This is a genomic window from Aminobacter sp. 01T433 (assembly GCF_056398585.1).
Genome location: NZ_JBFTPR010000006.1, coordinates 96,147 through 122,387, shown reverse-complemented (window position 1 = coordinate 122,387; position 26,241 = coordinate 96,147). Strand labels below are relative to the sequence as shown.

General features: G+C 62.4%; 26 protein-coding genes. 11 read left to right on the top strand and 15 right to left on the bottom strand.

Features of this window, described 5'->3' with window-relative positions; translation table 11 throughout:
* Window positions 1-38: 38 nt before the first annotated feature.
* Window positions 39-728 carry an alpha/beta fold hydrolase gene (locus tag AC1DLV_RS12830; protein ID WP_476799939.1) on the bottom strand — a complete coding sequence of 230 codons (690 nt, stop codon included), beginning with the start codon at window positions 726-728 and terminating at the stop codon, window positions 39-41.
* 306 nt (window positions 729-1,034) lie between these two features.
* On the opposite strand from AC1DLV_RS12830, the gene AC1DLV_RS12825 reads away from it, so the two are divergent.
* The gene (locus AC1DLV_RS12825; RefSeq protein WP_476799938.1) at window positions 1,035-2,420 is read left to right on the top strand and encodes an aminotransferase-like domain-containing protein; all 1,386 of its coding nucleotides are present in this window, start codon (window positions 1,035-1,037) and stop codon (window positions 2,418-2,420) included.
* A 15-nt stretch (window positions 2,421-2,435) separates the two neighbouring features.
* On the opposite strand, the gene AC1DLV_RS12820 is transcribed toward AC1DLV_RS12825, so the two are convergent.
* From AC1DLV_RS12820 to AC1DLV_RS12800, 5 genes are read right to left on the bottom strand one after another with little or no spacing between them, the layout of a single operon-like run.
* Window positions 2,436-2,984: a GNAT family N-acetyltransferase gene (locus AC1DLV_RS12820; RefSeq protein ID WP_476799937.1), complete on the bottom strand. Its 549-nt coding sequence runs from the start codon at window positions 2,982-2,984 to the stop codon at window positions 2,436-2,438.
* 30 nt (window positions 2,985-3,014) lie between these two features.
* A complete protein-coding gene (locus AC1DLV_RS12815; protein WP_476799936.1) occupies window positions 3,015-3,938 on the bottom strand; it encodes a hypothetical protein in 924 nt (307 codons plus the stop codon).
* 22 nt (window positions 3,939-3,960) lie between these two features.
* Entirely contained in the window at window positions 3,961-4,104 is a 144-nt protein-coding gene (locus AC1DLV_RS12810) for a DUF2474 domain-containing protein (RefSeq protein ID WP_476799935.1), read from the bottom strand.
* Window positions 4,104-5,111 carry a cytochrome d ubiquinol oxidase subunit II gene (gene cydB / locus AC1DLV_RS12805; RefSeq protein WP_476799934.1) on the bottom strand — a complete coding sequence of 336 codons (1,008 nt, stop codon included), beginning with the start codon at window positions 5,109-5,111 and terminating at the stop codon, window positions 4,104-4,106. Before cydB ends, AC1DLV_RS12810 begins: the two co-directional genes overlap by 1 nt.
* Before the next feature lie 4 nt (window positions 5,112-5,115).
* Complete coding sequence (locus tag AC1DLV_RS12800; protein WP_476799933.1) at window positions 5,116-6,552, bottom strand: cytochrome ubiquinol oxidase subunit I; 1,437 nt, start codon at window positions 6,550-6,552, stop codon at window positions 5,116-5,118.
* A 345-nt stretch (window positions 6,553-6,897) separates the two neighbouring features.
* On the opposite strand from AC1DLV_RS12800, the gene AC1DLV_RS12795 reads away from it, so the two are divergent.
* Entirely contained in the window at window positions 6,898-7,344 is a 447-nt protein-coding gene (locus tag AC1DLV_RS12795) for a DUF983 domain-containing protein (protein ID WP_476799932.1), read from the top strand.
* Here the strand turns inward: AC1DLV_RS12795 and AC1DLV_RS12790 are convergent, their stop codons facing one another.
* Window positions 7,345-8,037 (bottom strand): TetR/AcrR family transcriptional regulator, encoded by a 693-nt coding sequence (locus tag AC1DLV_RS12790; RefSeq protein ID WP_476799931.1) that lies wholly within the window; start codon window positions 8,035-8,037, stop codon window positions 7,345-7,347.
* A gap of 133 nt (window positions 8,038-8,170) precedes the next feature.
* On the opposite strand from AC1DLV_RS12790, the gene AC1DLV_RS12785 reads away from it, so the two are divergent.
* From AC1DLV_RS12785 to AC1DLV_RS12775, 3 genes are read left to right on the top strand one after another with little or no spacing between them, the layout of a single operon-like run.
* Window positions 8,171-8,920, top strand: a complete 750-nt coding sequence (locus AC1DLV_RS12785; protein ID WP_476799930.1) for an SDR family NAD(P)-dependent oxidoreductase — start codon at window positions 8,171-8,173, stop codon at window positions 8,918-8,920.
* 8 nt (window positions 8,921-8,928) lie between these two features.
* The gene (locus AC1DLV_RS12780; RefSeq protein ID WP_476799929.1) at window positions 8,929-10,146 is read left to right on the top strand and encodes an acyl-CoA dehydrogenase family protein; all 1,218 of its coding nucleotides are present in this window, start codon (window positions 8,929-8,931) and stop codon (window positions 10,144-10,146) included.
* Window positions 10,146-11,186: a phosphotransferase family protein gene (locus AC1DLV_RS12775; RefSeq protein ID WP_476799928.1), complete on the top strand. Its 1,041-nt coding sequence runs from the start codon at window positions 10,146-10,148 to the stop codon at window positions 11,184-11,186. Before AC1DLV_RS12780 ends, AC1DLV_RS12775 begins: the two co-directional genes overlap by 1 nt.
* Before the next feature lie 67 nt (window positions 11,187-11,253).
* Here AC1DLV_RS12775 and AC1DLV_RS12770 read toward each other — a convergent pair whose 3' ends face one another.
* Both AC1DLV_RS12770 and AC1DLV_RS12765 read right to left on the bottom strand, forming a co-directional pair.
* The gene (locus AC1DLV_RS12770; protein WP_476799927.1) at window positions 11,254-12,504 is read right to left on the bottom strand and encodes a D-amino acid dehydrogenase; all 1,251 of its coding nucleotides are present in this window, start codon (window positions 12,502-12,504) and stop codon (window positions 11,254-11,256) included.
* A 32-nt stretch (window positions 12,505-12,536) separates the two neighbouring features.
* Window positions 12,537-12,890 carry a RidA family protein gene (locus AC1DLV_RS12765; protein ID WP_476799926.1) on the bottom strand — a complete coding sequence of 118 codons (354 nt, stop codon included), beginning with the start codon at window positions 12,888-12,890 and terminating at the stop codon, window positions 12,537-12,539.
* 164 nt (window positions 12,891-13,054) lie between these two features.
* Here AC1DLV_RS12765 and AC1DLV_RS12760 point away from each other — a divergent pair, with 164 nt between their 5' ends.
* The 3 genes from AC1DLV_RS12760 to secD all read left to right on the top strand — a co-directional run bounded on the left by AC1DLV_RS12760 (window position 13,055) and on the right by secD (window position 16,932).
* Window positions 13,055-13,759 carry a GntR family transcriptional regulator gene (locus tag AC1DLV_RS12760; protein WP_476799925.1) on the top strand — a complete coding sequence of 235 codons (705 nt, stop codon included), beginning with the start codon at window positions 13,055-13,057 and terminating at the stop codon, window positions 13,757-13,759.
* A 256-nt stretch (window positions 13,760-14,015) separates the two neighbouring features.
* Window positions 14,016-14,297, top strand: a complete 282-nt coding sequence (locus tag AC1DLV_RS12755) for a hypothetical protein (protein WP_476799924.1) — start codon at window positions 14,016-14,018, stop codon at window positions 14,295-14,297.
* A 103-nt stretch (window positions 14,298-14,400) separates the two neighbouring features.
* Entirely contained in the window at window positions 14,401-16,932 is a 2,532-nt protein-coding gene (gene secD, locus AC1DLV_RS12750) for a protein translocase subunit SecD (RefSeq protein WP_476799923.1), read from the top strand.
* A gap of 64 nt (window positions 16,933-16,996) precedes the next feature.
* On the opposite strand, the gene AC1DLV_RS12745 is transcribed toward secD, so the two are convergent.
* Window positions 16,997-17,260 carry a DUF1488 family protein gene (locus AC1DLV_RS12745; protein WP_476799922.1) on the bottom strand — a complete coding sequence of 88 codons (264 nt, stop codon included), beginning with the start codon at window positions 17,258-17,260 and terminating at the stop codon, window positions 16,997-16,999.
* Window positions 17,261-17,408: 148 nt separating this feature from the next.
* On the bottom strand, window positions 17,409-17,798 hold the full coding sequence (locus AC1DLV_RS12740) for a hypothetical protein (RefSeq protein ID WP_476799921.1): 390 nt from the start codon (window positions 17,796-17,798) through the stop codon (window positions 17,409-17,411).
* 223 nt (window positions 17,799-18,021) lie between these two features.
* On the opposite strand from AC1DLV_RS12740, the gene AC1DLV_RS12735 reads away from it, so the two are divergent.
* Complete coding sequence (locus AC1DLV_RS12735; protein ID WP_476799920.1) at window positions 18,022-19,341, top strand: glucoamylase family protein; 1,320 nt, start codon at window positions 18,022-18,024, stop codon at window positions 19,339-19,341.
* Here the strand turns inward: AC1DLV_RS12735 and AC1DLV_RS12730 are convergent.
* Genes AC1DLV_RS12730 through AC1DLV_RS12720 form a run of 3 tightly spaced genes read right to left on the bottom strand, consistent with a single transcriptional unit; the run spans window position 19,338 to window position 22,019 of the window.
* Window positions 19,338-20,435 (bottom strand): pyridoxal phosphate-dependent aminotransferase, encoded by a 1,098-nt coding sequence (locus tag AC1DLV_RS12730; RefSeq protein ID WP_476799919.1) that lies wholly within the window; start codon window positions 20,433-20,435, stop codon window positions 19,338-19,340. The genes AC1DLV_RS12735 and AC1DLV_RS12730 overlap by 4 nt on opposite strands.
* A 34-nt stretch (window positions 20,436-20,469) precedes the next feature.
* Window positions 20,470-21,063 (bottom strand): TetR/AcrR family transcriptional regulator, encoded by a 594-nt coding sequence (locus AC1DLV_RS12725; protein WP_476799918.1) that lies wholly within the window; start codon window positions 21,061-21,063, stop codon window positions 20,470-20,472.
* A gap of 14 nt (window positions 21,064-21,077) precedes the next feature.
* Window positions 21,078-22,019 (bottom strand): nucleoside hydrolase, encoded by a 942-nt coding sequence (locus AC1DLV_RS12720; RefSeq protein ID WP_476799917.1) that lies wholly within the window; start codon window positions 22,017-22,019, stop codon window positions 21,078-21,080.
* A 134-nt stretch (window positions 22,020-22,153) separates the two neighbouring features.
* Here AC1DLV_RS12720 and AC1DLV_RS12715 point away from each other — a divergent pair, with 134 nt between their 5' ends.
* Window positions 22,154-23,479, top strand: coding sequence for an NAD(P)/FAD-dependent oxidoreductase (locus AC1DLV_RS12715; RefSeq protein ID WP_476799916.1), 1,326 nt, complete (start codon window positions 22,154-22,156; stop codon window positions 23,477-23,479).
* Between the two features lie 15 nt (window positions 23,480-23,494).
* Here the strand turns inward: AC1DLV_RS12715 and AC1DLV_RS12710 are convergent, their stop codons facing one another.
* Window positions 23,495-24,697 (bottom strand): S41 family peptidase, encoded by a 1,203-nt coding sequence (locus AC1DLV_RS12710; RefSeq protein ID WP_476800078.1) that lies wholly within the window; start codon window positions 24,695-24,697, stop codon window positions 23,495-23,497.
* A 332-nt stretch (window positions 24,698-25,029) separates the two neighbouring features.
* On the opposite strand from AC1DLV_RS12710, the gene AC1DLV_RS12705 reads away from it, so the two are divergent.
* A complete protein-coding gene (locus AC1DLV_RS12705; RefSeq protein WP_476799915.1) occupies window positions 25,030-26,220 on the top strand; it encodes an aminotransferase class V-fold PLP-dependent enzyme in 1,191 nt (396 codons plus the stop codon).
* Window positions 26,221-26,241: the final 21 nt, after the last annotated feature.

Below are 26,241 nucleotides of genomic sequence, written 5' to 3'. Positions count from 1 at the left end.
GCACGGCTACGCGGCAGCGCAGCCGTGCGGGCCATCACCTAAAACGACTTTGCCGCCTCATCGATCAGCGCTGCAACCTCTTTGGGATGCGAAGCCAGCGAGGCGTGGCTCGCGTCAAGCGTGATGGTCTTGCGCGTCTTCATGCGGTCGGCCATCCACTGCTCGGTCTCGGGCGGGATCATGTGGTCGCGGCTCGAGACCTGATACCAGCTCGGCTTGCTGTGCCATGCCGCCGGCCCTGACTTGTCCTCAAAGCAGCGCCCCGATATCGGCTTTTGCGTCACCGCCATCACCAAGGCGTCTGTCTCGCTGAGATCCTGGCCGAAGCTCTGGCGGAAGGTGTCTTGGGCGAGCCACAGGAAGCCATCCTTGTCGGGGCGGATGCTGGCGGCACCCGACGGTGGCTCGCGCCGGGCAAAGATGCTACCCAGGCTATCGCCTTCATCGGGTGCGAAAGCGGCGATATAGACCAGCCCGGCAACGTTTGGCGCATGACCGGCACCGGTGATCACCGCTCCGCCATAGGAGTGGCCGACCAGCAGCGTCGGGCCGTCCTGGGCGGCGGCGAGCTTGGTGGTGCGTTCGATGTCGTCGGCCAGCGAGGTCAGCGGGTTCTGTACCGCGGCGAGCTTGTAGCCCTTGGCGTGGAGCAGCGGAATGACGTGACGCCAGTGCGAGGCATCGCCCCATGCGCCGTGGACCAGAACGACATTCTTTACCGATGGCATGACCAGTCTCCTTCTTCGATTGAATTCGAGCCGTTTGCGTCCGGTGGCAGGTCGTCTTTGATGGAAGGACCAAGGCGGCCGTTGCAGCGAGCATCGGCTAATCTGAGCTTGCCTTGTGACGACCAAGCGACACCGAGCCTATTCCCGCGCGATCCCGGCGTCGATGCATTGTCTGGCGCGAGACCGAAACAAAAAAGTGATGCGATCGACGCAGACGGTACCTGTCTGCCTGACAGGCCAAGGTAGTGGTCATTACCATACATTGTGCATATATATGGAGCAAACGGTGATGGAGCCTGCGACGTCATGACAACAACCTGGTCCCCCTCTGTCTCGAAGGCCGGCGGGCCGCTCTATCTGGCAATTGCAGACGCCCTTTCGACTGATATCGCGGCGGGCCGGCTGCCTGCCGGGTTTCGGTTGCCGCCCCAGCGCACGCTCGCCGACCAGCTCGGCATCGACTTCACTACGGTAAGCCGTGCCTATGCCGAGGCGCGCAAGCGCGGGCTGGTCGAGGGACGCGTCGGCCAGGGCACCTATGTCCGGGCACAACGTCCGGTAGGTGCGTCGGCTGCGGTCACCGGCATCATCGACATGAGCATGAACCTGCCACCGCGTTTCAATGATCCCGAACTTGCGGCGAAGATGTGGGACGGCATCACTGAACTCAGAGCCGGCGACGGGCTCGACCTTCTGATGCGTTACCAGGAGGCCGGGGGCACGTCGCGCGACAGAGCTGCCGGGGCCATGTGGCTCGCGCCGCGCCTGGGCGACATCGGCCCCGGCCGCTTGATGGTCTGTCCCGGCGCCCAAGGCGCGCTGCTGGCGCTGATCGGGGCGCTGGCGGCCCCTGGCGAGACGATCTGTGCCGAGGCACTGACCTATCCCGGCCTGCTGGCCGTTGCCGAACATCAGCGTATCGCTGTCGCCGCTGTCGCGATGGACGCGCAAGGCCTTGTTCCAGACGCGTTTGAGGAAATCTGCCGCGAACGCGCGCCGAAACTGCTTTATTGCACACCGACGCTGCACAACCCGACAACAGCGACGCTATCGCTTGCCCGGCGCGAGCGCATCGTTTCGATCGCGCGCCAGTACAATGTGCTGATCGTCGAGGACGACGCCTACGGCGCCCTGCCAGTCCATCCGGTGGCCACCTTGGCGGCACTTGCGCCCGACATCGTCTACCACATCGCTGGCCTCGCCAAATGCGTGGCGCCGGCGTTGCGCATTGCCTATGTGGTGGTCCCGCAAGGGCGCACCACAGCCCATCTGGCGGGCGCGATCCGCGCCACGGCTGGCATGGCCTCGCCGCTGACTGCGGCTGTCGCCACGCGTTGGATAGAAAGTGGCGTTGCCCTCTCCGTCCTGGCAGCGATCAGGGCCGAGGCAAGGCAGCGCCAGGCCATAGTCTCGAAAGTTCTGCCGGCAAAGCTGGTCCAGGCCAACCCCGAGGGCTTTCACGTTTGGCTCAAGCTTCCCGGTCATTGGAATCGCAGCGATTTTGCCGCGCGCTTGCGCTCGGCCGGGATTGGCGTCGTCACCAGCGACGCCTTTTCAGTCGCAGGTCCGGCGCCTGAAGCCGTGCGGCTTGGGCTGGGCGCTGCCCCCGATCACGCGTCGCTTTCAGCAAGCCTGGAGATCGTCGCCGATCTGCTTTCTCAGCAGTCGACCATGTCGCCCATGGTGGTGTAGCGCTGGCCAAAATGATCAGCGTTTAACCTGCAGCTCGTAGGTGAATTCATCGCTTGATCGTCCTTTGAAATGATCCGCATTTCTTTTCAGTCCGATCTGTCGGAAATGCAGGGATTCCAGGAGCTTTCTGGAAGCTACATTGAGCGTATCGATCTCCGCCACGAACCGCGCGAGGTTGTGGACTAAGACGAGATGATCCATGACGGCAATGCACGCCTCCCGTGCGATGCCTTGCCGACGGTTTGGCGCGAAGGTCTGATAGGCGAGCATGGCCGAACGCTCGGTGATGTCGATGGTGGCCTGGACCGAACAGACCAGAGCGCCATCCTTTTGGGCCCTTCCGAACCAGTTCAGCCATATCTGATTGACAGGGGCGTTGGTCAGGACATGACGGTAACGTTCAGCCAGTTTTTCGATACTGGCCGGAGGATCTTGCGGTACATGGACATAAAGTTCGGGGTCATTGAGGTGCTCAAAGCAAAGCTCGGCATGCTCGATCCGTAGTGGCTCAAGAATGAGCCGTGACGTCTCGATCACGATCCCCGCATCTGGATGCTCGTTCAACCTCTGTCCTCCGGTACACTGCGCTATTCTTTAAAGCGCAGGGACCCTACTGGCCGGCATCGGCCCGCCGAAACGCTCGATCCGGCCCATCCCAAGGATTTCACTGAGCGAGGTCTCATCGCTGACACGACGGAACATGCCTGGCGACATCCATGGGGCGTGTCCGTCGACATTCGGTGCGCCGCGCCCGGTGCGGACGTCGTCGATCCACAGCGTACGGGTTTCAAGCGAGATGCGGGTCAGGCCGGTCGAGTTCGGCACGCCGGCATGGGCATGCGCGCTGGAAAACGCGATGATCTCGCCCGGTGAAATGACCACGGGCGTCGCGTCTGTGACTTCCAGCTCTTCGGTCAGATGCGGGATCGCCGAATCCGCATCGACGGCGTTGCGCCCGCCGGCTTTTGATCGCTCCAACAGCGCGGCAAGGTCGAAGTCGGCGCTGGTGTTGGCCACCGGACGATCCCAGAGCGACGGATAGATCGCAAAGGTGCGGCCTTCGGTGATGTCGTAGATCGGCGCCCACCAGTTGGTCTGGGCGTAAAGATTTGAGCCCCAGGTATCGCGGTGGAAGGCGATGGTCGCGGTGGTGCGCGCACGCGGAACAACAGCCCCGCGGTCCTGATGCGGCTGGAACCTGAGATAGAGGCTGTCGCGGGCAAGCCCGTCCGCATCCAGGCCGATTGCCTCAAACAGCTCGCGCCACAGGCGCTTGACCTCGGGCGAACGCGCGAAGTCGCGTTGGCGTTGCGCAAAGCTCTCGGTCTGCTCCTGATGCGACAGGTGCTTGTGGATCTCGATCGGCACGAAGGGCGCGAACGCGTCTTCGAGGAATGCCTGGGTGAACGCTGCGAGCTCGCGCATCGGCTTCAGCTGGCCGAAGCGAAGCACATCGCCGGCATAGATCTTGTCATGAAAAACGCGCTGGTCGAGCGCCCGGGCGACATCGGTGTACATGCTATTTTCCATAATCGGGGGTTCAGACGGTCAGGCCAGCGATGCCCATCAGGAAGCGGAACAGATAAGCGATCACGCCAAGCCCCAGCACGCTGGCGGCCCAGATGAGGACCAGCCAGCCGACCCGCTTCGGCCAGGAAGGCGGCGCTTCGGAGGGGATTGCCATCAGTGATAACCCTCACCTGCTTTCACCTTGCCGCGGAACACGTAGTAGGACCAGGCGGTGTAGGCCAAGATGAAGGGAATGATGAACAGCGCGCCGACCAGCGTGAAGCCCATGCTTTGGGCCGGTGCCGCTGCCTCGCGGATCGTGATGTCCGGCGGGATGATGTTCGGCCACAGGCTGATGCCAAGCCCGCTATAGCCGAGAAACAGCACGAACAAAGCAAGCAGGAACGGCGCGACATGTGGCGTACCTTGCAGCGAGCGCAGGATCAGCCAGCTGCTGACCAGCACAAGCACCGGCACCGGCGAGAAGAAGACGATGTTGGGGAAGCTGAACCAACGCTCGGCGATGTCTGGGTGGGCAAAAGGTGTCCACAGGCTGACGATGCCGATGACGGCGAGCAGGATGAGCGTGATCGGCCGCGCCAGTGCCACCATGCGATCGTAGAGCGCGCCTTCGGTCTTGATGATCAGCCAGGTGCTGCCGAGCAGCGCGTAGGCGACGATCAAGCCGAGCCCGGTGAATAGGCTGAAAGGTGTGATCCAGTCCAGTGCGCCGCCCGTATAGGAGCCATTTTCCATCGGAAAACCGTTGAGGAACGCGCCGAGCGACACGCCCTGGAAGAAGGTCGCGACATAAGAGCCGCCGGTAAAGGCCTTGTCCCAGAACGGCTTGTGGTGCTCGTCGGCCTTGAAGCGGAACTCGAAGGCGACGCCGCGCCAGATCAGACCGAGCAGCATCAGCACCAGCGGCAGATAAAGTGCGCTGAGGATGGTGGCATAGGCGAGCGGGAAGACCGCCATCATCGCGGCCCCGCCGAGCACCAGCCAGGTCTCGTTGCCGTCCCACACCGGGGCGACGGTGTTGACCATGGTGTCGCGGTCCTCGCGGTCGCGGACGAAGGGGAACAGGATGCCGATGCCGAGATCGAAACCGTCCATGATGACATACATCATTAGGCCGAAGGCAATGATGACAGCCCAGATTACGGGAAGATCGATGCCCATGGTTTCAGCCTTTCCTGTGCTGGTGGGTCGGCGCAGACATGTCCATGTGCTCCGACGCGGCGGACAGCGGACGCGAGGGGCGTCCTGAGCCAAGTGGTTCGCCTTCGATGGGCTCGCCTTCGTCGTCTTCCGGACCTTTGGCGACCAGCTTCAGCATGTAGCTGGTGCCGATGCCGAAGACGAAAAAGTAGACCACGATGAAGACGATGAGCGTGGTGCTCATGGCCAGTGCAGAATGGTTCGACACGGCGTCCTTGGTGCGCATCACACCGTAGACGATCCAGGGTTGGCGGCCGATTTCGGTGGTGAACCAGCCAGCAAGAATGGCGATCAAGCCCGTTGGCCCCATCACGGCGGCGAAGCGAAGGAACCGGGTCGTCTCAAACATCTTGCCCCGCCACCTGAGCCACAGCCCCCAGACGCTGAGCAGCAGCATCAGCATGCCGAGGCCCACCATGATGCGGAAGCTCCAGAACACGATCGTCGCGTTCGGCCGGTCTTCCTTGGCGAACTCCTTGAGGCCGGGGAACTGGCCGTTCAAATCGTGGGTAAGGATAAGGCTGCCAAGATACGGGACCTTCACCGCAAAACGCGTCGTCTCGGCTTCCATGTCCGGCCAGCCAAACAGTGTCAGCGGTATGGATTCGCCCGGCTTGTTTTCCCAATGGCCCTCAAGGGCTGCGATCTTGGCGGGCTGGTGCTTCAGCGTGTTGAGGCCGTGCAGATCGCCGATGAAGATCTGGATGGGTGCTGAGACGAGCAGCATCCACATCGCCATCGACAGCATTGTGCGGACGCGACGATTGTCATTGCCGCGCAGCAGATGCCAGGCGCCCGAGGCGCCGACGAACAGTGCGGTCGCAAGGAATGCAGCTACCGTCATGTGCGCCAGGCGGTAGGGGAAGGATGGATTGAAGATCACCTCGAACCAGTTCACTGGCACGACGATGCCATTGATGATCTCAAAGCCCTGCGGGGTCTGCATCCAGCTGTTGGAAGCGAGAATCCATGTCGCCGAGATCAGCGTGCCAAGCGCCACCATCAGTGTCGCGAAAAAATGCAGTCCTGGCCCGACCTTGTTCCAGCCAAACAGCATGACGCCGAGAAAGCCGGCCTCGAGGAAGAAGGCGGTGAGCACTTCATAGGCGAGCAAGGGGCCTGTGACGGAGCCGGCAAAAGCCGAGAAATAACTCCAGTTGGTGCCGAACTGGTAGGCCATGACCAGGCCCGAGACGACGCCCATGGCGAAGTTGACGGCGAAGATCTTCGACCAGAAATGGTAGAGGTCGCGATAGACCGTGTCGCGCTTCCACAACCACAGACCTTCCAGCACAGCGAGGTAACTTGCGAGGCCGATGGTGATTGCGGGGAAGATGATGTGGAAGGAGATGGTAAAGCCGAACTGTATGCGGGCCAGTTCGAGTGCTGTCAGGCCGAACATTGAAGACCTCTCTTGCATGCACAATCGGCTTGCGCGCGATTGGTGGTCTAGGCTGATACTCGTCAGGTATTGCTCACGCCCTGCAATAGACGCCCATCTTGATCCGCGCAGCGCGCAAAGTCGACGCACCCCCACTGACATTTTGCCCCATGCGGCGGACCGGCACAGGATGAGCGACCTGTTTCCATACAATTCGTCCATTCAATGATAATTGATAGGAGTGTATGCGGATTATATGCATATCTGTCTTGCCGACAAGGGAGAAGCGCCCTATGTGTGAGCACGATAGAGCGCCTTGCCTTGTGGCGCTGCCCGCGTGTTCGCGACCCGCCAAAGGAGGCGCGTATGTCACAGTCCAGATATAAGGCGGAAGGGTTCACCCCGACCGACAACCCGATGAAAACCGGCATTCAGGGACTTTGCCCTCGCTGCCAGATGGGTCATCTGTTCTCAGGGTTTCTGAAGCTCGCGCCGAGCTGCGAAGTCTGCGGTCTAGACTATTCTTTCGCCGACCCCGCCGACGGTCCGGCCTTCTTCGCCATGACCATTGCTGCTGTGCCCGCACTCGCTTTCGGGGTCTGGCTCCAGATGGAATTTGGCCTGCCGCTTTGGGGACATCTGTTCATCACCTTGCCGCTCACCGTGCTGAGCTGCATGGCTTTGCTTCGGCCGCTCAAGGGCTGGCTGGTGTGCTCGCAATATTTCCACAAGGCCGAGGAAGGCTCGATCGACTTCGATTGGCACGCCAAGGCCAAGGGCAAGCAGCAGAACGGCGAGACGCCGGCTGCCTGATCAGGCGCCTGGCCGTATGGCCGCCTCGACGAAAGCCGAGACGGCCTCGACATAGTGCTCGATGGTCGTGCCGCGCTTGCGGTACTTGGCCCGCTTCACATACCAGTCCTGCAATAGCGGCTTGATCAGCGACGCCGTCAGCTCGATGTCGGCGACGGCGAACTGGCCGCTGGCCATCCCTTGCCGCAGCACTGCGGCAAATATCTCCTCGGTCGCGGCCTCGCTGTCGACCGCCATCCGGCGTTCGGCGGCCGGGAACGACTTCGCTTCCATATAGGCAAAGACGAACCAGGGCTGCATCGCCTCGGTCAGGCGGATATGTGTCTCGATCAGCCATTTGAGATGGCCAAGCGGATCGTCGGCGATCCCCTCCGGCACAGTCCCCAGCACCTCATTCACCGTTGTCGACACCTCGCCCAGGATCATCGACAGCAGCGTCGTCTTGTTGTCGAAGTAGGAATAGAGCCCGCCCATGCTGAGACCGGACGCTTGCGCCAGGTCGCGCAGGCTGGTGGCGTGGAAGCCCTGCTTGTTCGACAGCTTCAGCGTAGCCTCGATGATGCGCGCGAGATTGGCAACGGCGACATGCGGCTTCTGCACGCGCACGGTGTCGCGATGCCGTTCGAGGATGCGCGCGCATAGCGCCTCCGTCGAAAATGCCGCCGTCCACTGTCTGTGCCCTGCGAAGTTCAATCTGGCTCCTGTCGTCCGCGACATGCTTGTGCCGCATCATCCGTGCCGAGATATCAGCAAATGCACAGTTGCAAAAGGGGAGGCGGGCGAATAAAGAAAACGAGCGCTCGCTCGATTTCTGAGGTAATCACTGATGCTGTTCGACGATCTCAAGGGGAAATCCGCCCTCATCACCGGAGCCTCCGGCGGGCTCGGCCTGCATTTCGCCGAACTGCTCGCAAGCCAAGGTGTTGCCGTCACGCTCGCGGCGCGCCGCAGCGAGGCGCTGAACGAAGCTTGTAGGAGCATCGTTGCATCAGGCGGCCAAGCCAGCGCCATCCAGATGGACGTGACCGACAGCACGTCCGTGGCTGCAGCACTTGCGGGCTTAAGCTTCGACATACTGATCAACAATGCCGGCATTTCAGGCGCATCCCGCGCGCTCGATCTCGATGAGGCCGAATGGGACCGGGTGCTCGACACCAACCTCAAGGGTGTGTTTGTCGTTGCCCAGGCGGTCGCGCGCGGCATGAAGGCTTCGGGTCGGGGCGGCGCGGTCGTCAATATCGCCTCGATCCTCGGCCACCGTGTCGCCGGCAGTCTCAGCGCCTATGCCGCCTCCAAGGCAGGCGTGATCCAGCTGACCAAGGCTTTGGCGCTCGAATGGGCGCGCGAGGGCATTCGCGTCAACGCGCTGTGCCCCGGCTATATCGAGACCGACATCAACCGCGAGTTCTTTACCTCTGCTGCTGGGCTTGACCTCATCAAGCGCATCCCGCAGCGCCGGCTCGGCCAGCCGGGAGAGCTCGACGGCGCTTTGCTTTTACTCGCTTCCGCCGCCGGCAGCTACATCACCGGCTCGTCGATCGAGGTCGATGGCGGCCATCTCGTTTCATCCCTGTGAGTGCCGTCATGAATTTCGACATCCCCGCCCGCGTTGAAGACTATCGCTACCGCATCGCCGATTTTGTGGCGCGCGAGATCCTGCCGGTGGAGGCCGACAAGGCGTCCTATGACGAGCATGGCAACATCGCCCTGCCGCTGCTCGAGACACTTCGGGCCAAGGCCAGGGCCGCCGGCCTGTGGTGCCTCCAGCTCAAGCCGGAGACCGGTGGTGCTGGCCTCGGCAAGATGGGCATGGCAGTCTGCTACGAGGAGATGAACCGCTCGATCTTCGGCCCGGTCGTCTTCAATTCGGCAGCACCCGACGACGGCAACATGATGGTGCTGGAAGCGCTCGGAACGCCTGAGCAAAAGGAAAAATGGCTGAAGCCTATCGTCGAAGGCAAGGTGCGCTCGGCCTTCGCCATGACCGAGCCGCATCCCGGCGGCGGCTCCGATCCGTCGATGATGCTGACACGGGCTGAAAAGCGCGGCGACAAATATGTCGTCACTGGCCGCAAGTGGTTCATCACAGGGGCGGAAGACGCCAGCCACTTCATCCTGATCGCCCGGACCTCCGATGATCCGCGCAACGGACTTTCGGCGCTGATGTTCCACAAGGATCAGCCCGGCTGGCAGATCACGCGCCGCATCGAGATCATGGGCCCGGAGGAACATGGCGGCCATTGCGAGCTGGAGTTCGACGGGCTCGAAATCCCCGTCGGAAACCTGCTTGCCGGCGAGGGCAGGGGCATGAAGGTCACCCAGGTCCGTCTCGGACCGGCACGCCTGACCCATTGCATGCGCTGGCTCGGCCTCTCCAAGCGCTGCGTTGAGATCGCGCGCGCCTATGCCGCCGAACGCTACGGCTTTGGTATCAGGCTTGCCGACCGCGAAAGCATCCAGCTCAAGCTCGGCGATCTCGCCATGCGCATCGAGATTGGTCGCATGCTGGTGATGAAGGCGGCGTGGGAACTCGATCGTGGCGGCTTCGCCCGCAAGGAAGTGTCGATGGCCAAGGTGCAGGTCGCCAACGTGCTGCATGACGCCGCCGACGTGGCGATCCAGATCAATGGTGCGCGCGGCTATTCCAAGGACACGGTGCTCGAATGGATCTACCGTTATGCGCGTCAGGCGCGGCTGGTCGATGGTGCCGATGAAGTGCACAAGATGGTGCTGAACCGTTTCCTCAACGAAGAAGGCTCGGACTTCTGGCACTGGAATGTCGAAGGCGAGGCGAAGTCTTGATGGCTGGGGACGACAAGGTTCAGGGCAATGCGGACTTCGATCCGGCGGCGCTGGCAGATTTCCTTGCGGAACGCTTCGGCGCGGGGGAGATGACGTTCGAACGGATTGGCGGCGGCCAGTCCAACCCGACCTATTTCGTCGATTTCGGCGCGCGCCGCATGGTGCTGCGCAAGAAGCCGGCGGGGCCGATCCTGCGCGGCGCGCACGCCATCGACCGCGAATTCCGCGTGCTCGAAGCGCTGGCGCCGACCAACGTGCCGGTGCCGAAGCCGGTGCTCTATCATGACGGCGACACCCCGCTTGGCACGCCATTCTACCTGATGGAACGCCTCGAAGGCCGCGTCTTCCATGACTGCTCGCTTCCAGGCCTGTCGCCCGACGAGCGGCGCGGCATTTATCTCGGCATGGCCGAGGCGATGGCCAAGCTGCATGCGGTGCGCCCGGACGATGTCGGCCTTGGCGACTATGGCAAGCCGGGCAATTATTTCGAACGCCAGATCGGCCGTTGGACCAGACAACTCAGGGAATCACCGAGTGACCGCATCCCGGCACTGGAGGCCGTTGCCGATTGGCTGCCCCAGAACATGCCGGTGGACGATGGGCGCGTGTCGATCGCGCATGGCGATTTCCGGCTCGGCAATCTGTTGTTTCATCCTGAAAAGCCTGAGGTGATCGGCATCCTCGACTGGGAATTGTCGACGCTTGGCCACCCGCTCGCCGATCTCGGCTTCTGCTCGATGACCTGGCATTCCTCGCCCAACGAATATGGCGGCATCCTTGGCCTCGATATTCAGGCGCTTGGCATTCCGAGCCAGCGCGAATTCCTTGACCATTATTTCGCCCATGCGACTCCCACCGCATCGCTCGAACGCTTCCATCTGGTCTTTTCGCTGTTTCGTTTTGCCGTGATCTTTGTCGGCATCGCCGATCGGGCGCGCGCCGGCAACGCGGCTGCAACCGATGCCGCCGATGTTGCGCCTTTGGCTGGCCGATTTGCTGCGCGTGCCATGGAAATCATCGACGGCGCCCGCCCCTGGTGAGGCACCATTGAAACGAAAAAAGCCCGCGATTTCGCGGGCTTTTTTGTAGATTTGGCTTGGCTATGCCTTACTGCACCAGCATTCCGGCCGGATCGAAGCCGGGTTTTGCCCGCCTGACGATGTCGGCGGTGATGCGTGCCGAGCCGGCTGACATGGTCCAGCCCATATGGCCATGTCCGACATTAAACACCATGTTGGCAAAGCGTCCGCCGCGACCGAAGATCGGCGTGCCCTCGGGGGTCATTGGCCTGAGGCCGGCCCAATATTGCGGTCGGGCGTAGTCGGCGCCGTTGGGGAAAATGTCGCGAATGGCCGCCAGCATGTGGCGGAAATCCTCGGGCTTGTGCGAGCGGTCGAAGCCGGCGAATTCGGCGGTCGCGGTCACACGCATCCGGTCGCCGAAGCGGGCATAGGCGACGAGATTGTCCTCATCGACGCCACCCACGGTGGGCGGAAGATTGGTGGCCTCGACCGGCATCGTCACCGAATAGCCCTTGATCGGGTAGACCGGCAGCGACACCCCAAGCCGGCGGGCGAAATCGGGCGCAAAGACACCAAGGCAAAGCACGAATTCATCCGCGGCCACCGAGCCTTTGGAGGTGGTGACGCGGGCGATGCGGTCGCCGCTGGTCTCGAAACCCTTGACCTCGGTGTCGAACATGAACTTGACGCCGAGCTTTTCGGCACAATGGCGGGCGAGGTTTTGGGTGAAGACATGCGCATCGCCGCTGCCGTCGGATGGGCAGTAGACCGCACCGGCGAATTTGTCTTTCACCTTGGCCAATGCCGGGTCGATGCGGGCAGCTTCATCGGGCGAGACGGCGCGCAGTTCCAGCCCTTCCTCAGACAGAATGCGCGTGTTGGCCGAACCCCGCGCGAAGGATTCAGGCTTGCGGTAGAGATAGAGCAGGCCGCCGTCGAGGCCATGATAGTTGACCCCGGTGTCGGTGACGATGCCTTGCAGGCGCTCCTGCGAGTAGCGGCACAGGCGCACCTTGCGCTTGGTGTTGGTGCGCGCCTTTTCGGCCGTGCAATTCATCAGGAATTTCCACGACCACGACCAAAGCCGGGGATCGAGGCTCGGCTTGAAACGCAGCGCCTGGCTGTCGTCGAACAGCGAGCGGAGAAGGATGCGCGGCGCCTTGGGCGACGACCAGGTGTAGGCGTGACCGGGTGCGATAAGCCCGGCATTGGCAAAGCTGGTCTCCCCCGCCGCCTTGGAAAGCCGGTCGATGACCGTCACTTCGTGCCCGTCGCGGGCAAGCTCATAGGCGGTGGTGACGCCGACAACTCCGGCGCCGAGCACGGCAACGCGCATCCCAATAATCTCCGTGATTATGCCGTTGCCGCTCAGAGAGCGGCGATGACGGCGATCTCGACCGTGAACTGCGGCGCGGCGAGCTTGGATTCGACGGTTGCGCGGGCGGGAGCGTTGTCCTTGGCGACCCAGGCGTCCCACACGGCGTTCATCTCGGCAAAGCCTGCGATGTCGGCGAGCCAGATGGAAGCAGAGAGAACCTTGGTCTTGTCGGTACCGGCCTTGGCCAGCACGGCGTCGATGCGGTCGAGGATGTTCTTGGTCTGGGCGGTGACACTTTCGCCGGCGGCGTCGAGCGCGACCTGTCCCGATACATAGACGGTGTTGCCGTGCACGACGGCCTGGCTCATGCGCGGGCCAACGTCAATTCGGGTGATGTTGCTCATAGTCTCATACTCCAGGTTTGGTTCGATTGCGTCGGCACTATATGTCGACACAAGTGTATCCACAAGAGGATTGTGGACTGCACTTTGTCATGGCATTAGTTCGCCAATGCGAGCCCGCCACGCGGACTCAACCAACAGACAGCCCGACCGAAGACGGAGCGCAGGTGCAAAAGACAGCCAAGCCGAAGAAGACGGGACGCGCCGCCGACAGCGTCGAAAAGGTCTATGACGCAGTCAAGGAACTGGCGGTCGAGTACCGCTTCAAGCCAGGCGAGCGTGTCAATGAGGTCGAGCTGGCGACCAAGCTTGGTGTGTCGCGCACGCCGGTGCGTGAAGCGCTCAACCGGCTGGCACGTGACGGTTTCATGAGTTTTGTGCCCAATCGTGGCTTCTATGCCCGCGACATCACGCCTGAAGGGGTGCGGGAACTGTACGAATTGCGCGCGGCGATCGAACGGGCGGCATTCCGGCTTGCCTGCGAGCGGGGCACCGATGCCGAGCTCGGCGAGACCATCGCGATTTGGCAAAACAACAGCAATCTCGGTCCGACAACCGACTGGGCCAAGGTGGCCGAGGCCGACGAGGCGTTTCACATCGCCATCGTCACCCTGTCCAAGAACGGGCGGATGCTGAACGCGCTGGAAGGCGTCAACTCGCTGATCCGCTTCTTTCGCCGCATCGATCTCGAGAGCAACCGCCGCCGCGGCGGCACCTATGACGAGCACGCGGCGATCATCGACTGCCTCAGGCGCCGCGACGGCGAGGCCGGCGGCGAACTCATCGAACGCCACATCACGTTAAGCTCGGCGCATGCGGTCGAGGTGACCAAGGAGGGGCTGGCCCGGATCTTCTTCGGCCGGCCCGAGTAGCTTTCCGCGGCTTGCATCTGTTGCCGCGAAGCGCTGGAAATGCGCGGCCCAGCAACGAGACTTGCTTGGCGTATTCATCAAAATGCCGTAGTGGGAGGCTCATAAGGCAATTCAGCCCCAACCGTTCGGACCTTTGCGCCAACACGAGATGCAGCAAACCAAGGCACATAGAAAGCCTGCTCCCGGCATTTTGACGGTCGCATTTCTATGCCTGGCCGTGGCATTTGCCATGGTTTGTAGCCCGTTGGCCGATGGCATGGCTGTCGCGTCCGAAATGGCCAAGCCGAGTTCCGGTGGCATGGACGTCCGCGAGCGGCATAGCGCTCCGGCCATTCCCGAGCGCTCATTTGTCGTCGTCGATTGGCGCAGCGTCAAAGCAGTACCCCTTCACGATGATGGCAACTCGGCCTTGTTGCCGCGCAGCATCGAAGTTCCCGAAGCGGTCTTAGACAAGCCGCGAAATGAACTGGTTCTCCAGCTCGTTCTCCGCCCCTCAGGGCCAGGCTACACAGCCCGCGCGCCTCCGGCATTCTCCTGAATTTTATGAATGGCGCGGGCCTCAGGGTCTCGTGCCGCCCGGACTAACAACCATCTTTCGCGCGCCATGACGCCGCGGTGATGGTTTTTGCAGGATCAGATATATGCGGACCTCCCGATGGGTGGTGGTGACATACACCATCATCATTTTGGCCGGCATCATTGCCGCGCTTCCCAACGTTCTGACGGCTAATCAACTGGCGGCCTTGCCGAACTGGTTCCCGAAAAAGCAGGTCACGCTCGGCCTCGACCTCCAGGGCGGTTCGCATCTGGTGCTCGAAGTCGATGCGGCGGCCTTGAAGACCGACCGCTTGCGCTCTTTGCTCGACGACGTCCGCGGCGCCCTGCGCAAGGAGCGGATCAACGCGTCGTCGGCCCGGCTCGCCGGCGATGCCATCGTCATCAACATTGCCGACGATGCCCAGCGCGCGAAAGCGCTGGCCACGCTGCAGTCGCTGGCTGTTCCAGTCAGTGGCCTCGGTCTTGGCGCAGGCAAGCCTGACATTGAGGTCACGACAGCCGACAAGCAGATCAAGGTCGTACTGACCGAGGCTGGCCAGCGCGACAAGCTCGATGCAGCGCTCCAGCAGAGCCTCGAGATCGTTCGCCAGCGCGTCGACCAGGTCGGCGTCGCCGAACCAACGATCCAGCGTGTCGGCAGCGACCGTATGCTCGTGCAGCTCCCGGGCCTGCAAGACCCGACCCGGTTGCGCGAACTGCTTGGCAGCACCGCCAAGATGACGTTCCACATGGTGGCCAACGTCGCCAATGGCGAACCGCTTCCGCGCGGCGTTACCATGATGCCCGACGCCAAGTCTGGCGCTCAATATCCTGTCGAGGACCGCGTCGCGCTCGACGGCGCACGCCTCACCGACGCTCGCGCAGGCTTCGACCAGCGCACCCAGGAACCGCTGGTTTCCTTCCGCTTCGACAGTGTCGGCGCGCGTCAGTTCGCCGAGATCACCGCCGCCAATGTCGGCAAGCCCTTTGCCATCGTGCTCGACGGCAAGGTGCTGTCGGCACCGAACATCCGCGAGCCGATCACTGGTGGTTCGGGCCAGATCAGCGGCAGCTTCAGCGTTGAAGAAACTGTGACGCTTTCAGCACTCCTGCGCGCCGGTGCACTGCCGGCACCGCTGACCGTCATTGAAGAACGCACCGTCGGTCCCGACCTCGGCGGCGACGTCATCAAGATGGGCATCTACACAGGCGTCGCCGGCTTCGTGGCGGTCGTGCTGTTCATGGTCGCGCTCTACGGCACTTGGGGCATGATCGCGAATTTCGCGCTGTTGCTGCACCTGATCCTGACCTTCGGTGTCCTGACCCTGATCGGCGGCACGCTCACGCTGCCTGGCATCGCCGGCATCATCCTGGGCATCGGCTTCGGCGTCGACGCCAACATCCTGATCAACGAACGCATCAGGGAAGAGTCGAAGAAGGGGCTCAGCGCCTTCGCTGCCTTGGACAATGGCTTCAAGCGTGCTTATTCGACCATTGTCGACGCCAACGTGACGTCGCTCATCGCCACCGGCCTGCTGTTCATGTTCGGCTCCGGTCCGGTGCGCGGCTTCGCCATCACCATGTTCCTCGGCACCTGTCTGTCGATGTTCACCGCCGTTTCGGTGACGCGCATCCTGATGGCCGCGGTTGTGCGCCGCAAGCGCTTGAAGACCATCACGATCGAACCGCTGGTCCGCTTCTTCCCGGAGAAGACCTCGATCTCGTTCATGAAGGCCCGGTACCTCGGCATCGGCATGTCGATCTTCCTGTCGCTCGCCTCCATTGGCTTGTTTATCAAGCCGGGCCTCAACTACGGCATCGACTTCAAGGGCGGCATCCAGGTCGAGATCGCGACGTCGACACCGGCTGACCTCGCACAACTGCGCAGCACGCTGGGCGGCTTGAACATCGGCGAGGTGGCGCTGCAAGAGATCGGCAGCGACGGCAACGTGCTGATCCGCGTACAGCGTCAGGAAGGCGGCGAGACGGCGCAGACCGCAGCCGTCGACACCATCAAGGCTGCCGTGCAGAAGCTCGATCCAGGCGTGAAATTCGAACGCACCGAAGTGGTGGGTCCGAAGGTCAGCGGCGAGCTGGCGCAGTCCGGCATCCTGGCCGTGGTGCTGGCAGCACTTGCCATGCTGGTCTACATCTGGTGGCGGTTCGAATGGAACTTCGCCATCGGCGCCATTGCCACGCTGGTGCTCGATACCACCAAGATGGTTGGCTTCTTTGCGCTGTTCGGGCTGGACTTCAACCTAACGGCGATCGCGGCCCTGCTGACGATCATCGGCTATTCGGTGAACGACAAGGTGGTGGTCTATGACCGCATGCGCGAGAATTTGCGCCTGTACAAGAAGATGCCGCTGCGCGAGATCATCGACATGAGCATCAACCAGGTGTTCGCGCGTTGTATCTACACCTCTGTCGCCATCCTGCTTTCGATGCTGCCGATGGCGATCTGGGGCGGCAGTGCGGTGGAGAACTTCGCCATTCCGATGGTGTTCGGCGTGTTCATTGCAACGACCTCGTCGATCTTCATCGCAGCACCGATCCTGCTCCTGCTCGGTGACTGGTGGCAGCACCGTCACGCCGGCCGCGACCCCTCGACCGAGGTGGCTGCAAGCAAGGCTTGAACTATTTACCGGAGCCGTTTCATAGCGGCTCCGGTAAAGACCTGCTGGACGCGACGAGAAATCGTCACTTAAAATCGTATGCCGTCAGCACATACAAATTTTTACGCGCGTGGGAGTATGCCTCCCGCGCGACATCCTGGATCGAAACGCGGGCCGCGTCGAAGGCGGCAAGATACCGCGTTTCATTGTCAGCCGTCGCGTGGCTGGCTTCGAGCGCCTGAACCTCGACGAAAAACGAAACCTCGAACGTCCCATCATATCCAAGGAAGCGTATGGCCTTTCTCGCGGCGTCATAGCTGCGGCTTCTGTTCGGGAAAGCGAGGGTCACCAGTTGCTCCAGTGCAGGATCGTTGTGAGGATCGCGTTGCCGAAGGGCGCCAGACACCGGCTGGTCACCGGCGCCTGTTTCATTCCGATTGAAATGGAATGGGGCTCTATTTCTTTGTCTTGAGCAGGAATTCCGAAAGCCGATTGCTCTAGATGAGGCGATTGCGTTCGTGGATATCTCTTGCGCGCCGCCGCTTGCCGACGGTGTCGTTGATATGTCGCCGATCAGCTTCGTCCCTTGGAGGCCGAAGCGGCTTCATCGCCGTTTTCAGGCGCATCACATGGTCCTGATTTGGTGAAGGCGCCTTGAGGGCACCACCCTCGTTGTCCCATCGATCGATAGCCCGATCCATGGTCGTGCGCTGGCGCGCATATCTCGTGAGCCTCTTGCGAAGACTATCGACAGTTGTTGTTCCGTTCTGAAATCGTGCTGTCGCAGTTCCCCGGTCGGGGTCAGGCTGAGAGCCACGTTGCCGGATTTCGGCAAGTAGCCGCCTGATCATGCTCATGTTTTCGGAAGTCAGATAGTTGGAAGACACGGTGTCCTCCTTTCAGTTGGGGCTAGGGCACGATGGCCGCCCTCAATCAGCCGCGCCCTAAGACGAGCGGCCGACAATTGACCCTGCGCCTTTATCCAGGCCGCGTCTACACCGGTCGGCTCACCACAGGTATTTTACCGGATCAGGATCGAAAGCATGACCGGCGGGTCTGACTGGTTTGCGCGAATGGCCGTCTCAATGACGAATTTGGCGGCATACTGGCATGATGATTCTTGCCTCGCCTCCGACATCCGAGCTGCCAAAAGATCCGTTCGAACTCGCCGATGAGGCGTTGCTGGATATCGTCCAGCGGCAGACGATCCGCTATTTCTGGGAAGGTGCTCATCCAGTCAGCGGCCTTGCCCGCGACCGCCAGAAGACCACAGGCGATCGGCCGAATGATCTCGTGGCGATCGGCGGCTCCGGCTTCGGAATCATGGCCATCATCGTTGCGGTGGAGCGGGGCTGGGTCGATCGCGCTGAAGCCCTGCACCGACTGCATCGGATGCTCGACTTGCTCGAGCGTTCGCCGCGCTACCACGGCATGTTCCCGCATTTCATCCACGGCGCTACAGGCGATACGATCCCGTTCCGGCGCAAGGATGACGGGGCCGATCTTGTCGAAACGACGTTCCTGTTTCAGGGGTTGATTTGCGCGCGTGAATATCTGGACGGCCTCGCGGCCGAGGAACAGCGTTTTTGCGATCGGGTGAACGCCCTTCTGGCGCAGGCCGAGTGGGGCTGGTTTGCGCGGAAAGGCAAACTCTACTGGCACTGGAGCCCCAGGCATGGTTGGGCGATGAACAGCCCGATCGAAGGCTGGAACGAGTGCCTGCTTGCATTCGTCTTAGGAGCAGGAGCGTCGCGGCACGCCATTGATCCGGATTGCTACCACGACGGCTTTTCTGGTGGCCCAGCTTTTCATAACGGGCGCGACCACTACGGCATCGCCTTGCCGCTTGGAACGGACTTTGGTGGCCCGCTCTTTTTCGCGCATTATTCCTTTTGCGGGCTCGATCCCAACGGCCTCAATGACCGCTATGCCGACTATTGGGAGCAAAATGTTCGTCACGCGCGGATCAACCATCGCCATTGCGAGCTCAATCCCCATAACCACCAAGGCTACGGCGCCGATTGCTGGGGACTTACCGCATCGCACGGGCCGACGGGCTATATCGCGCATGCTCCGGATAGGGACGTCGGTGTCATCACGCCGAGTGCCGCTCTATCCAGTTTTCCTTATGTACCCGAACAGGCGATGTCGGCTTTGCGCGGTTTCCTGGGCAAGCCAAGGAAACGCATCTGGGGTCGCTTCGGCTTTGTCGACGCGTTTTGCGAAAACCGCAACTGGTACGCCCGGACCTATCTGTCCATCAACCAAGGCCCCATTGTCGCAATGATCGAAAACCATCGAACTGGGCTTTTGTGGAGGCTGTTCATGGGCGCACCGGAAGTTCGTCTTGGCCTGGCCAGGCTGGGTTTCACCGGGCCAGCAACCAAGCGTCCGAGGCGTGAGGCTGCGGGTTTGCTCGCGGTTTCCTAGCCGTTGGCGGCGCGGACCTCGACGTGCAACAGGGCGAGCATTTCATCGAGGTCGGCCCGGTCGGCGATCGAGATGCGCAGCCATTCCGGCAGGCCGTAGTCCTCGTTCGAGCGGATGATGAAGCCCTGCCTGGCAAGCCGCGCCACAGTCGCCTGGGCCCAGCCGGCATAAGCACCGGGCAGGCGAACGAAGGCGAAGTTGGCAGCGCTTGGCGAAATCTCGAAACCGAGCTTGCGCAGTTCGCCTTCGAGATATTCGCGCTCCTCGGCCGTGCGGGCGCGCACGTGCTGGACGAAATCCTGCTCGCCGACAGCAACCGTCGCCGCCACCTGCGCCAGGCCGTTGACGTTGCCGATGCCGCGCACATTGTTCAGCGCCGAGACCACCTCCGGATAGGCATAAGCCCAGCCGGCGCGCGCGGACGCGAGGCCGTAGGCCTTGGAGAAGGTACGTGTGACGATGACGTTGGGATGGCGATCGGCGATCTCGAAGGTAGCGACCGCCTCGGCCGGGTCGACATATTCGGCGTACGCAGCGTCGAGGACCAGAACGATATGCGACGGCAGTTCGCGCGCCAGCCGCGCCACCTCGTCCATCGGCACAACCGAGCCTGTGGGGTTGTTGGGATTGGCGAGGAAAACGACGCGCGTTGCAGGCGTGACGGCGGCCAGAAGCGCGTCGACATCGACGGAGAAGTCGGGCCCAAGCGGTGCTTCGACTGCCTTGGCGCCGAGGCGATAGGCAACGATGGCGAATTGCAGGAAGGAATAGGCGGGAAACAGGATCTCGTCGCCGGCGCGCGCATAGACGCGGCCGACAGCATCCAGAAGTTCCTCCGAGCCGTTGCCGCAAACGATGCGGGCGGGATCGAGATTGAACTGCTTGCCGATGGCCGCACGCATCGTTCCGCAGTTCGGATCGGCATAACGGTAGACATTAGGCGCGGCCTCACGGATTGCCTCGACCACGCCCGGTGCCGATCCGAGCCAGCTTTCGTTGAGCCCGAGATTGACGATGCGTGGCGCACCCGTGGTGTCGATCTTCTTGACGACGGTCAGCGTACGGGCGGACAGGTAAGGCACAGGCAGGGACATTTCATTTCCTCGAAAATAGATCATGAGGGGGCGCTTAGTCGGAGCCGATAAGGATCTTGGTGTAGAGCGAGCGGAAGCGCTTGCGGTCCGCCGGCGGCTCCTTGAAGTGGGTGGCGTAGTAGCCGATCTGCTGGAAATAGGTGATGCGGGCGCGGATCAGGCTTTCGTCCTGGTCGTAGCCCATCACGGCAAAAGCCCTGACGAGCAGCGCCATGCGAAAATCGTCTTGCGCCTGCACCTTGCGGGCAATCAGCGCCGAGCTGCGCGCCCAGTCCCTGATCGCGAGATCGAGCCGGGGGCTGAACGGATCCTCCCTGATCCACACCCCGGTCACCGCATCGAAGAATGCCGGACCGTCAATGACCTCCTGGTCGATGAGTGCTTCAAACGGCTTGCAATTGCGCTGGCGCCATTCCTCGAGCAGGCTGTCGAGCAGGTCCTTCAGGTTCTTGAAGTGGAAGTAGAAACTCCCGCGCGTGACCTTCAGCTGCTTCGACAGGTGGTCGATCTTGACGTTGGCGATGCCCTTCTTTTCCAGCGTCGCTATGGCAGCCGCGATCCACGCCTCGCGTGACAGCGTCTTTCGCGCTGCGGGCTTGCGTTCGGGAACAGGGGCACCAGTTTTCATCGCCGATCGCCCTCTCAGGGAAGGTTGCCAAAGCGCTCCAGCATCAGCGCGAAGAAGCCATCGGCGTCGATACGGCGCAGCACGTTGCAGTTCTTGCGCCGACCGGTGACGTGCCACCAATCGACGACGGTCATGCCGATGGTCTCGGGCGACATCAGCTCGATGGTGACGTTGCACTGCTTCTGTTCGTACAGATGCGGCGCAAGCAGATAGCCGGTGACGCAGGCGTCATGGATCGGGCGGGCTTCGGTGGGGAATTTGTGCGAGCCGTACTGGCGGTAGAAATCGGCCATGTTGGCGGCTTCGATGGCCGAGCGTGTGCCGAGCGCGCGCAGCTTTTGCAGCCATTCCGGCGTCATCTGGGCGGTGTAGGTGCAGTCGATGCCGGCCATGGTGACCGGCACGCCGGAATCGAACACGACCGCCGCCGCATGCGGGTCGACCCAGATGTTGAACTCGGCGGCGGGCGTGGCATTGCCGCCTTCGAAGAAACCGCCGCCCATCAGCACCACTTCACGAATGCGCGGGATGATGCGCGGCTCCATCACCATCGCCATGCCGAGATTGGTCATGGGTCCGAGCGTGCATACGGTGATTTCGCCTTCAGGTGCCGCCATCAGCGTGTCGACCAGGAAATTGACGGCATGCTTGTCCTGCAGCGGCTTTGTCGGCTCGGGCAGAACACAGCCGTCGATGCCGGTCGGGCCATGGACATATTCGGCGGTCTTGAGCGCCTTGACCATCGGACGCGAGCAGCCGGAATAGACCGGCACGTCGGAGCGGCCGGCGAGCTCGGCGATCTGCAGCGCGTTGCGCGAGGTCAGCGCCAGCGGAACGTTGCCGCCGACGGTGGTCAGCGCCACCACTTCGAGTTCGGGCGAACCAAGCGCAAACAAGATGGCAAAGGCGTCGTCCTGGCCAGGATCGGTGTCGATGATGATCTTGCGTGGCGACATGGCACTTTCCCCCGGTTCGATCGCCGGGTAGTTTCCGGCGGCATTGCAAGAATTCTAGTGTCATGCATACAGTACTGTATGTTATTTTCAAGACGGGTTGGGACACCTCCCGTTGGCACATTGGGGAGAAATGAATGGGGCCTCCAGTCGATCCGGTTCCCGCTGGCGACATCCAGCCGAAGAGTGCCGACGTCGTCATCGTCGGTGGCGGCATCATCGGCGTCAGCGCAGCGCTGTTCCTGGCCAGGAAGGGCATCTCGGTCGTCGTCTGCGAGAAGGGCCACGTTGCGGGCGAGCAGTCGAGCCGCAACTGGGGCTGGTGCCGGCGCATGGGCCGCGACCCGCGCGAGCTACCGCTGATCGTTGAGGCGATGAAGATGTGGGGCGGCATCGAGGAGCTGGTCGGCGAAGATGTCGGCTTCCGGCGCACAGGCATCCTTTATCTGTGCCAGGACCAAAGCGATGTCGAACATCATGCCGAGTGGGTGAAAAGTGCCGGCGACTACGCGCTCGACACGAAGATGATCGAGGGCAGGGCGCTGGCCGAGCTGATGCCCGGCGCGCAGAAGACGTTTAGGGCTGCACTGCACACGCCAAGCGACGGCCGCGCCGAGCCGCAGAAGGCCGCGCCCGCGATCGCTCGGGCCGCCCAGCGCGCCGGTGCCCGCATCCTGTTGCGCTGTGCCGTGCGCGAGATCGAGACCGAAGGCGGCCGCGTCTCAGGTGTCGTCACCGAAAATGGCTTGATCCGCGCCAGCACTGTCGTGGTGGCCGGCGGCGCATGGTCAAGCCAGTTGTGCCGTTCCGTTGGTGTCAGGCTGCCGCAGCTTGCCGTGCGCTCGTCGGTGATGCGTACCGGCCCGGTTCAAGGTGGGCCTGATGGCGCTGCCTGGACCGAGGGCTTTGCCTACCGCAAGCGGCTCGACGACGGCTACACCATCGCCAACGGCACCATCAGCTATCATCATGTGAACCCGGACAGCTTCCGCTATTTCACCGATTTCCTGCCGATGCTGTCGCGCGAATGGCGCTCGGTTGGCCTGCGCTTCGGCGATTTGCTCAGTGGTCCCTTCGGGCTTTCACCCAAGCTGGAAGGCGAGGGCAGTGTCTACGAGCGGCATCGCACGCTCGACCCCGCTCCGGCTGCTGGCCCGCTGCAAGCAGCCCGCGCCAATATGGAGAAGGTTTTTCCGGTGTTGAAAGGTGTTCCGACCCTGCAGCGCTGGGCCGGCTTCATCGACGCCACGCCAGATGCAGTGCCGGTAATTTCGCCTGTGAAGTCGCTGCCTGGGCTGGTGATCGCGACTGGCTTTTCCGGTCATGGTTTTGGCATCGGCCCGGCCGCAGGCAGGCTGACAGCCGATCTGGTCACCGGCAACACGCCGCTCGTCGATCCCCAGGCCTTCCGCTACGAGCGCTTCATCGACGGCACCAGGCACCGGCCGACAACAGGGGTGTAGACAGGGCGGAAAGTCTCAGCCGCCGCTGAGGATACGGCTCATCTCTGCCACGGCGGCATCGCGCTGCGGGTCGCTGCCCGCGGCATAAGGCAGGCTGAAGGCCACCGGAATGTCCGGCTCGACGCCATGTCCTTCCAGTCGCACATCGTCGCCGATCACAGCGTCGGAGACCGCCACTTCGAGCAGGCTGTCATCAGGCAGCAGATAGGCACGTCCGGCCAGCAGCGCACCGGCGGTCCGGGAACCTACAAGCGGAATGCCGTTGGTCTTCAGCGCATAGGCGAACAGCTCCAGCCCGCTGCGTGCGCCTCCATCTATGATGCCAACGACAGGCCGCTGCCAGCGTACATTGGCAAGTGTCGCCTCGCCGTCGCGCTGGATGAGCCGGAATGTCGGGGTGTCGCCGACAAAAAGCTCCGCCGCATCGGAGGGGCCGCCACCCCAACGCCCGCGCAGGTCAACGACCATGCCATCTGCGTCCTTGAGCCGACCGTCGCCCAGTTCGCGGGCAACGATGTCGAGGCCCTCAGGTGCCGAAAGGGTCCACAGCCTGACATAGCCGATCCGTTTTCCGTCGCGCTCGGTCACGCTGACGCTGGCTTCGATCGCCTTTTCGAATGTCTTGAGTGGACGCAACTGCTCCACCGCGACCTTGACGGTGATGGGCTCGGCGCCCGCGTTTCGGCGGAGCTTTACCTCGACGGTCTGGCCGACCTTGCCGCGGAACGATGTGATCTCGTGATAGGGCGCGCCATCCACGGCGAGGATTTCGTCGCCGACAAGGATGCCAGCTCGCGCCGCCGGCGACCCGTCATAGACGTCATTGATGAACAGCGAGCCTCTGCCCGGCTGTGCGATCATGCCGATGCCGGGATAAGAAACTTCGCCTTCGGGTGGAAACAGCCGCCGCAAATCGTTGCGGATGGCAAAGCGGAAAATGTCGGCAAGCTCGAAATAGGCGATGGTGTCAGGCTGGAAGCGGCCGGTGTGGGAGGCGCCAAGGCTGGCGAGAACCGTATCGATCGCCTTGCTGACCCGTTCATTGGAGCTGCTGGCATTGAGCGGCGCATCGGCGTCCTCGATTTCATGCCTGACCGCCGTTCCGAACCGCCCAAGCGCCGATGTGTCATGGAAATGGTCGAACACCAGTTCGACGGCGCGATCGAACACCGGCTGGCCCGAACGGGGAGGGTCCTGCGCCATCGCCTGCGCAGGCATGAAAAAGAGCAACGCTGCCAATGCGAAGGAACCGAAGATCCTCATGTCGATTAGCCGTTTCGTTCGCCGATCTGGCCATTATCGCCCGAACCGTTGGCGGAACGAGTCCCTCGGCTCACAACATTCCGTGAGTGCCTCCGTTGATGGGCGCCGGGTAGGTTCCGCCCTATCCGACAGGGCGCCGGCGCATCTGAAAGAGTGGGCCCGGTCCAATGCCCAAAGGTCCGCGTTTCTATCCCGGCAGGTGTTGTGAGCCGGCAGAGCAAAACCGATCATCCTCCCGAAAGCCACAGACAGGGCACCACGCCGCAACAGTTTCGGGAGGACTTTTCATGGCCGGCTTCAATCAGCTCTTCGTTCCAGGACCGACCAACGTTCCGGAGATTGTCCGGCAGGCGATGAACATGCCGATGGAGGACATGCGCGCGCCGGATTATCCTGCCTTCACGCGCGGCCTCTTTACCGATCTGATGAAGGTGTTCCGCAATGAGACCGGCCGCGCATTCATCTTTCCGTCCTCGGGCACCGGTGCCTGGGAGTCGGCGATCACCAACACCTTGAACCCTGGCGACCGCGTGCTGATGTCGCGCTTCGGCCAGTTCTCGCATCTGTGGGTCGACATGGCCGAGCGCTTCGGCCTCGATGTCGACGTCGTCGATGCCGAATGGGGCACGGGCGTTCCGGTCGAGATCTATGCCGAGCGTCTCGCCAAGGACAAGGAACACCGTATCAAGGCGGTCTTCGTCACTCACAATGAAACCGCTACCGGCGTCACCAGCGACGTCGGCGCGGTGCGTGCGGCGCTTACTGCCGCCAAGCACCCCGCACTGCTGTTCGTCGACGGCGTGTCCTCGGTCGGATCGATCGACTTCCGCCAGGAAGAATGGGGCGTCGACTGCGCCGTCTCAGGTTCGCAGAAGGGCTTCATGCTGCCGCCCGGCCTTGGCTTCCTGTCGGTCAGCCAGAAGGCGCTCGCCGCAGCCAAGACCGCCAAGTTCAACCGCTGCTACTTCTCCTTCGAGGACCAAATCCGCGCCAACGATACCGGCTATTTCCCCTACACGCCGGCCGTCCAGCTGCTGCGCGGCCTGCGCGCGGCACTCGACCTGATCCAGGAAGAAGGCCTCGACAACATCTTCGAGCGTCACAATCGGCTGGCAACGGGAGTGCGCAAGGCGGTCGACGCTTGGGGCCTGCGTGTCTGCGCCAAGGAAGCGAAGTGGAACTCCGACACGGTCAGCGCGATCGTGGTTCCCGAGGGCATCGACAGTGCTGAAGTCGTCCGCCGCGCCTTCCACGGCTACCAGACCTCGCTCGGCGTCGGCCTCAACAAGGTTGCCGGCAAGGTCTTCCGCATCGGCCATCTTGGCTGGGTCAACGAAGTGATGATGTGCGGCGCGATCTCGGCGGCTGAAATGTCGCTGCGCGACTGCGGCGTCAAGGTCCAGCCGGGCTCCGGCGTGGGTGCCGCACTAGAGCACTACCGCCTCTCGGCCCAGCCGGCCGTCGCCAAAGCAGCCTGAAGCAGAACAGGGAGGAAACAG

What these genes read in the sequence shown, in the direction of transcription:
- secD (WP_476799923.1), top strand. Translation starts at nt 14,401, where the DNA reads ATGCGGACCTCCCGATGGGTGGTGGTGACATACACCATCATCATTTTG.
- cydB (WP_476799934.1), bottom strand. Translation starts at nt 5,111, where the DNA reads ATGGGCATCGATCTTCCCGTAATCTGGGCTGTCATCATTGCCTTCGGC.
- AC1DLV_RS12780 (WP_476799929.1), top strand. Translation starts at nt 8,929, where the DNA reads ATGAATTTCGACATCCCCGCCCGCGTTGAAGACTATCGCTACCGCATC.
- AC1DLV_RS12810 (WP_476799935.1), bottom strand. Translation starts at nt 4,104, where the DNA reads ATGGCAATCCCCTCCGAAGCGCCGCCTTCCTGGCCGAAGCGGGTCGGC.
- AC1DLV_RS12705 (WP_476799915.1), top strand. Translation starts at nt 25,030, where the DNA reads ATGGCCGGCTTCAATCAGCTCTTCGTTCCAGGACCGACCAACGTTCCG.
- AC1DLV_RS12825 (WP_476799938.1), top strand. Translation starts at nt 1,035, where the DNA reads ATGACAACAACCTGGTCCCCCTCTGTCTCGAAGGCCGGCGGGCCGCTC.
- AC1DLV_RS12715 (WP_476799916.1), top strand. Translation starts at nt 22,154, where the DNA reads ATGGGGCCTCCAGTCGATCCGGTTCCCGCTGGCGACATCCAGCCGAAG.
- AC1DLV_RS12795 (WP_476799932.1), top strand. Translation starts at nt 6,898, where the DNA reads ATGTCACAGTCCAGATATAAGGCGGAAGGGTTCACCCCGACCGACAAC.
- AC1DLV_RS12765 (WP_476799926.1), bottom strand. Translation starts at nt 12,890, where the DNA reads ATGAGCAACATCACCCGAATTGACGTTGGCCCGCGCATGAGCCAGGCC.
- AC1DLV_RS12785 (WP_476799930.1), top strand. Translation starts at nt 8,171, where the DNA reads ATGCTGTTCGACGATCTCAAGGGGAAATCCGCCCTCATCACCGGAGCC.
- AC1DLV_RS12730 (WP_476799919.1), bottom strand. Translation starts at nt 20,435, where the DNA reads ATGTCCCTGCCTGTGCCTTACCTGTCCGCCCGTACGCTGACCGTCGTC.
- AC1DLV_RS12775 (WP_476799928.1), top strand. Translation starts at nt 10,146, where the DNA reads ATGGCTGGGGACGACAAGGTTCAGGGCAATGCGGACTTCGATCCGGCG.
- AC1DLV_RS12815 (WP_476799936.1), bottom strand. Translation starts at nt 3,938, where the DNA reads ATGTACACCGATGTCGCCCGGGCGCTCGACCAGCGCGTTTTTCATGAC.
- AC1DLV_RS12830 (WP_476799939.1), bottom strand. Translation starts at nt 728, where the DNA reads ATGCCATCGGTAAAGAATGTCGTTCTGGTCCACGGCGCATGGGGCGAT.
- AC1DLV_RS12725 (WP_476799918.1), bottom strand. Translation starts at nt 21,063, where the DNA reads ATGAAAACTGGTGCCCCTGTTCCCGAACGCAAGCCCGCAGCGCGAAAG.
- AC1DLV_RS12720 (WP_476799917.1), bottom strand. Translation starts at nt 22,019, where the DNA reads ATGTCGCCACGCAAGATCATCATCGACACCGATCCTGGCCAGGACGAC.
- AC1DLV_RS12800 (WP_476799933.1), bottom strand. Translation starts at nt 6,552, where the DNA reads ATGTTCGGCCTGACAGCACTCGAACTGGCCCGCATACAGTTCGGCTTT.
- AC1DLV_RS12755 (WP_476799924.1), top strand. Translation starts at nt 14,016, where the DNA reads ATGGCTGTCGCGTCCGAAATGGCCAAGCCGAGTTCCGGTGGCATGGAC.
- AC1DLV_RS12770 (WP_476799927.1), bottom strand. Translation starts at nt 12,504, where the DNA reads ATGCGCGTTGCCGTGCTCGGCGCCGGAGTTGTCGGCGTCACCACCGCC.
- AC1DLV_RS12735 (WP_476799920.1), top strand. Translation starts at nt 18,022, where the DNA reads ATGATGATTCTTGCCTCGCCTCCGACATCCGAGCTGCCAAAAGATCCG.
- AC1DLV_RS12710 (WP_476800078.1), bottom strand. Translation starts at nt 24,697, where the DNA reads ATGCCTGCGCAGGCGATGGCGCAGGACCCTCCCCGTTCGGGCCAGCCG.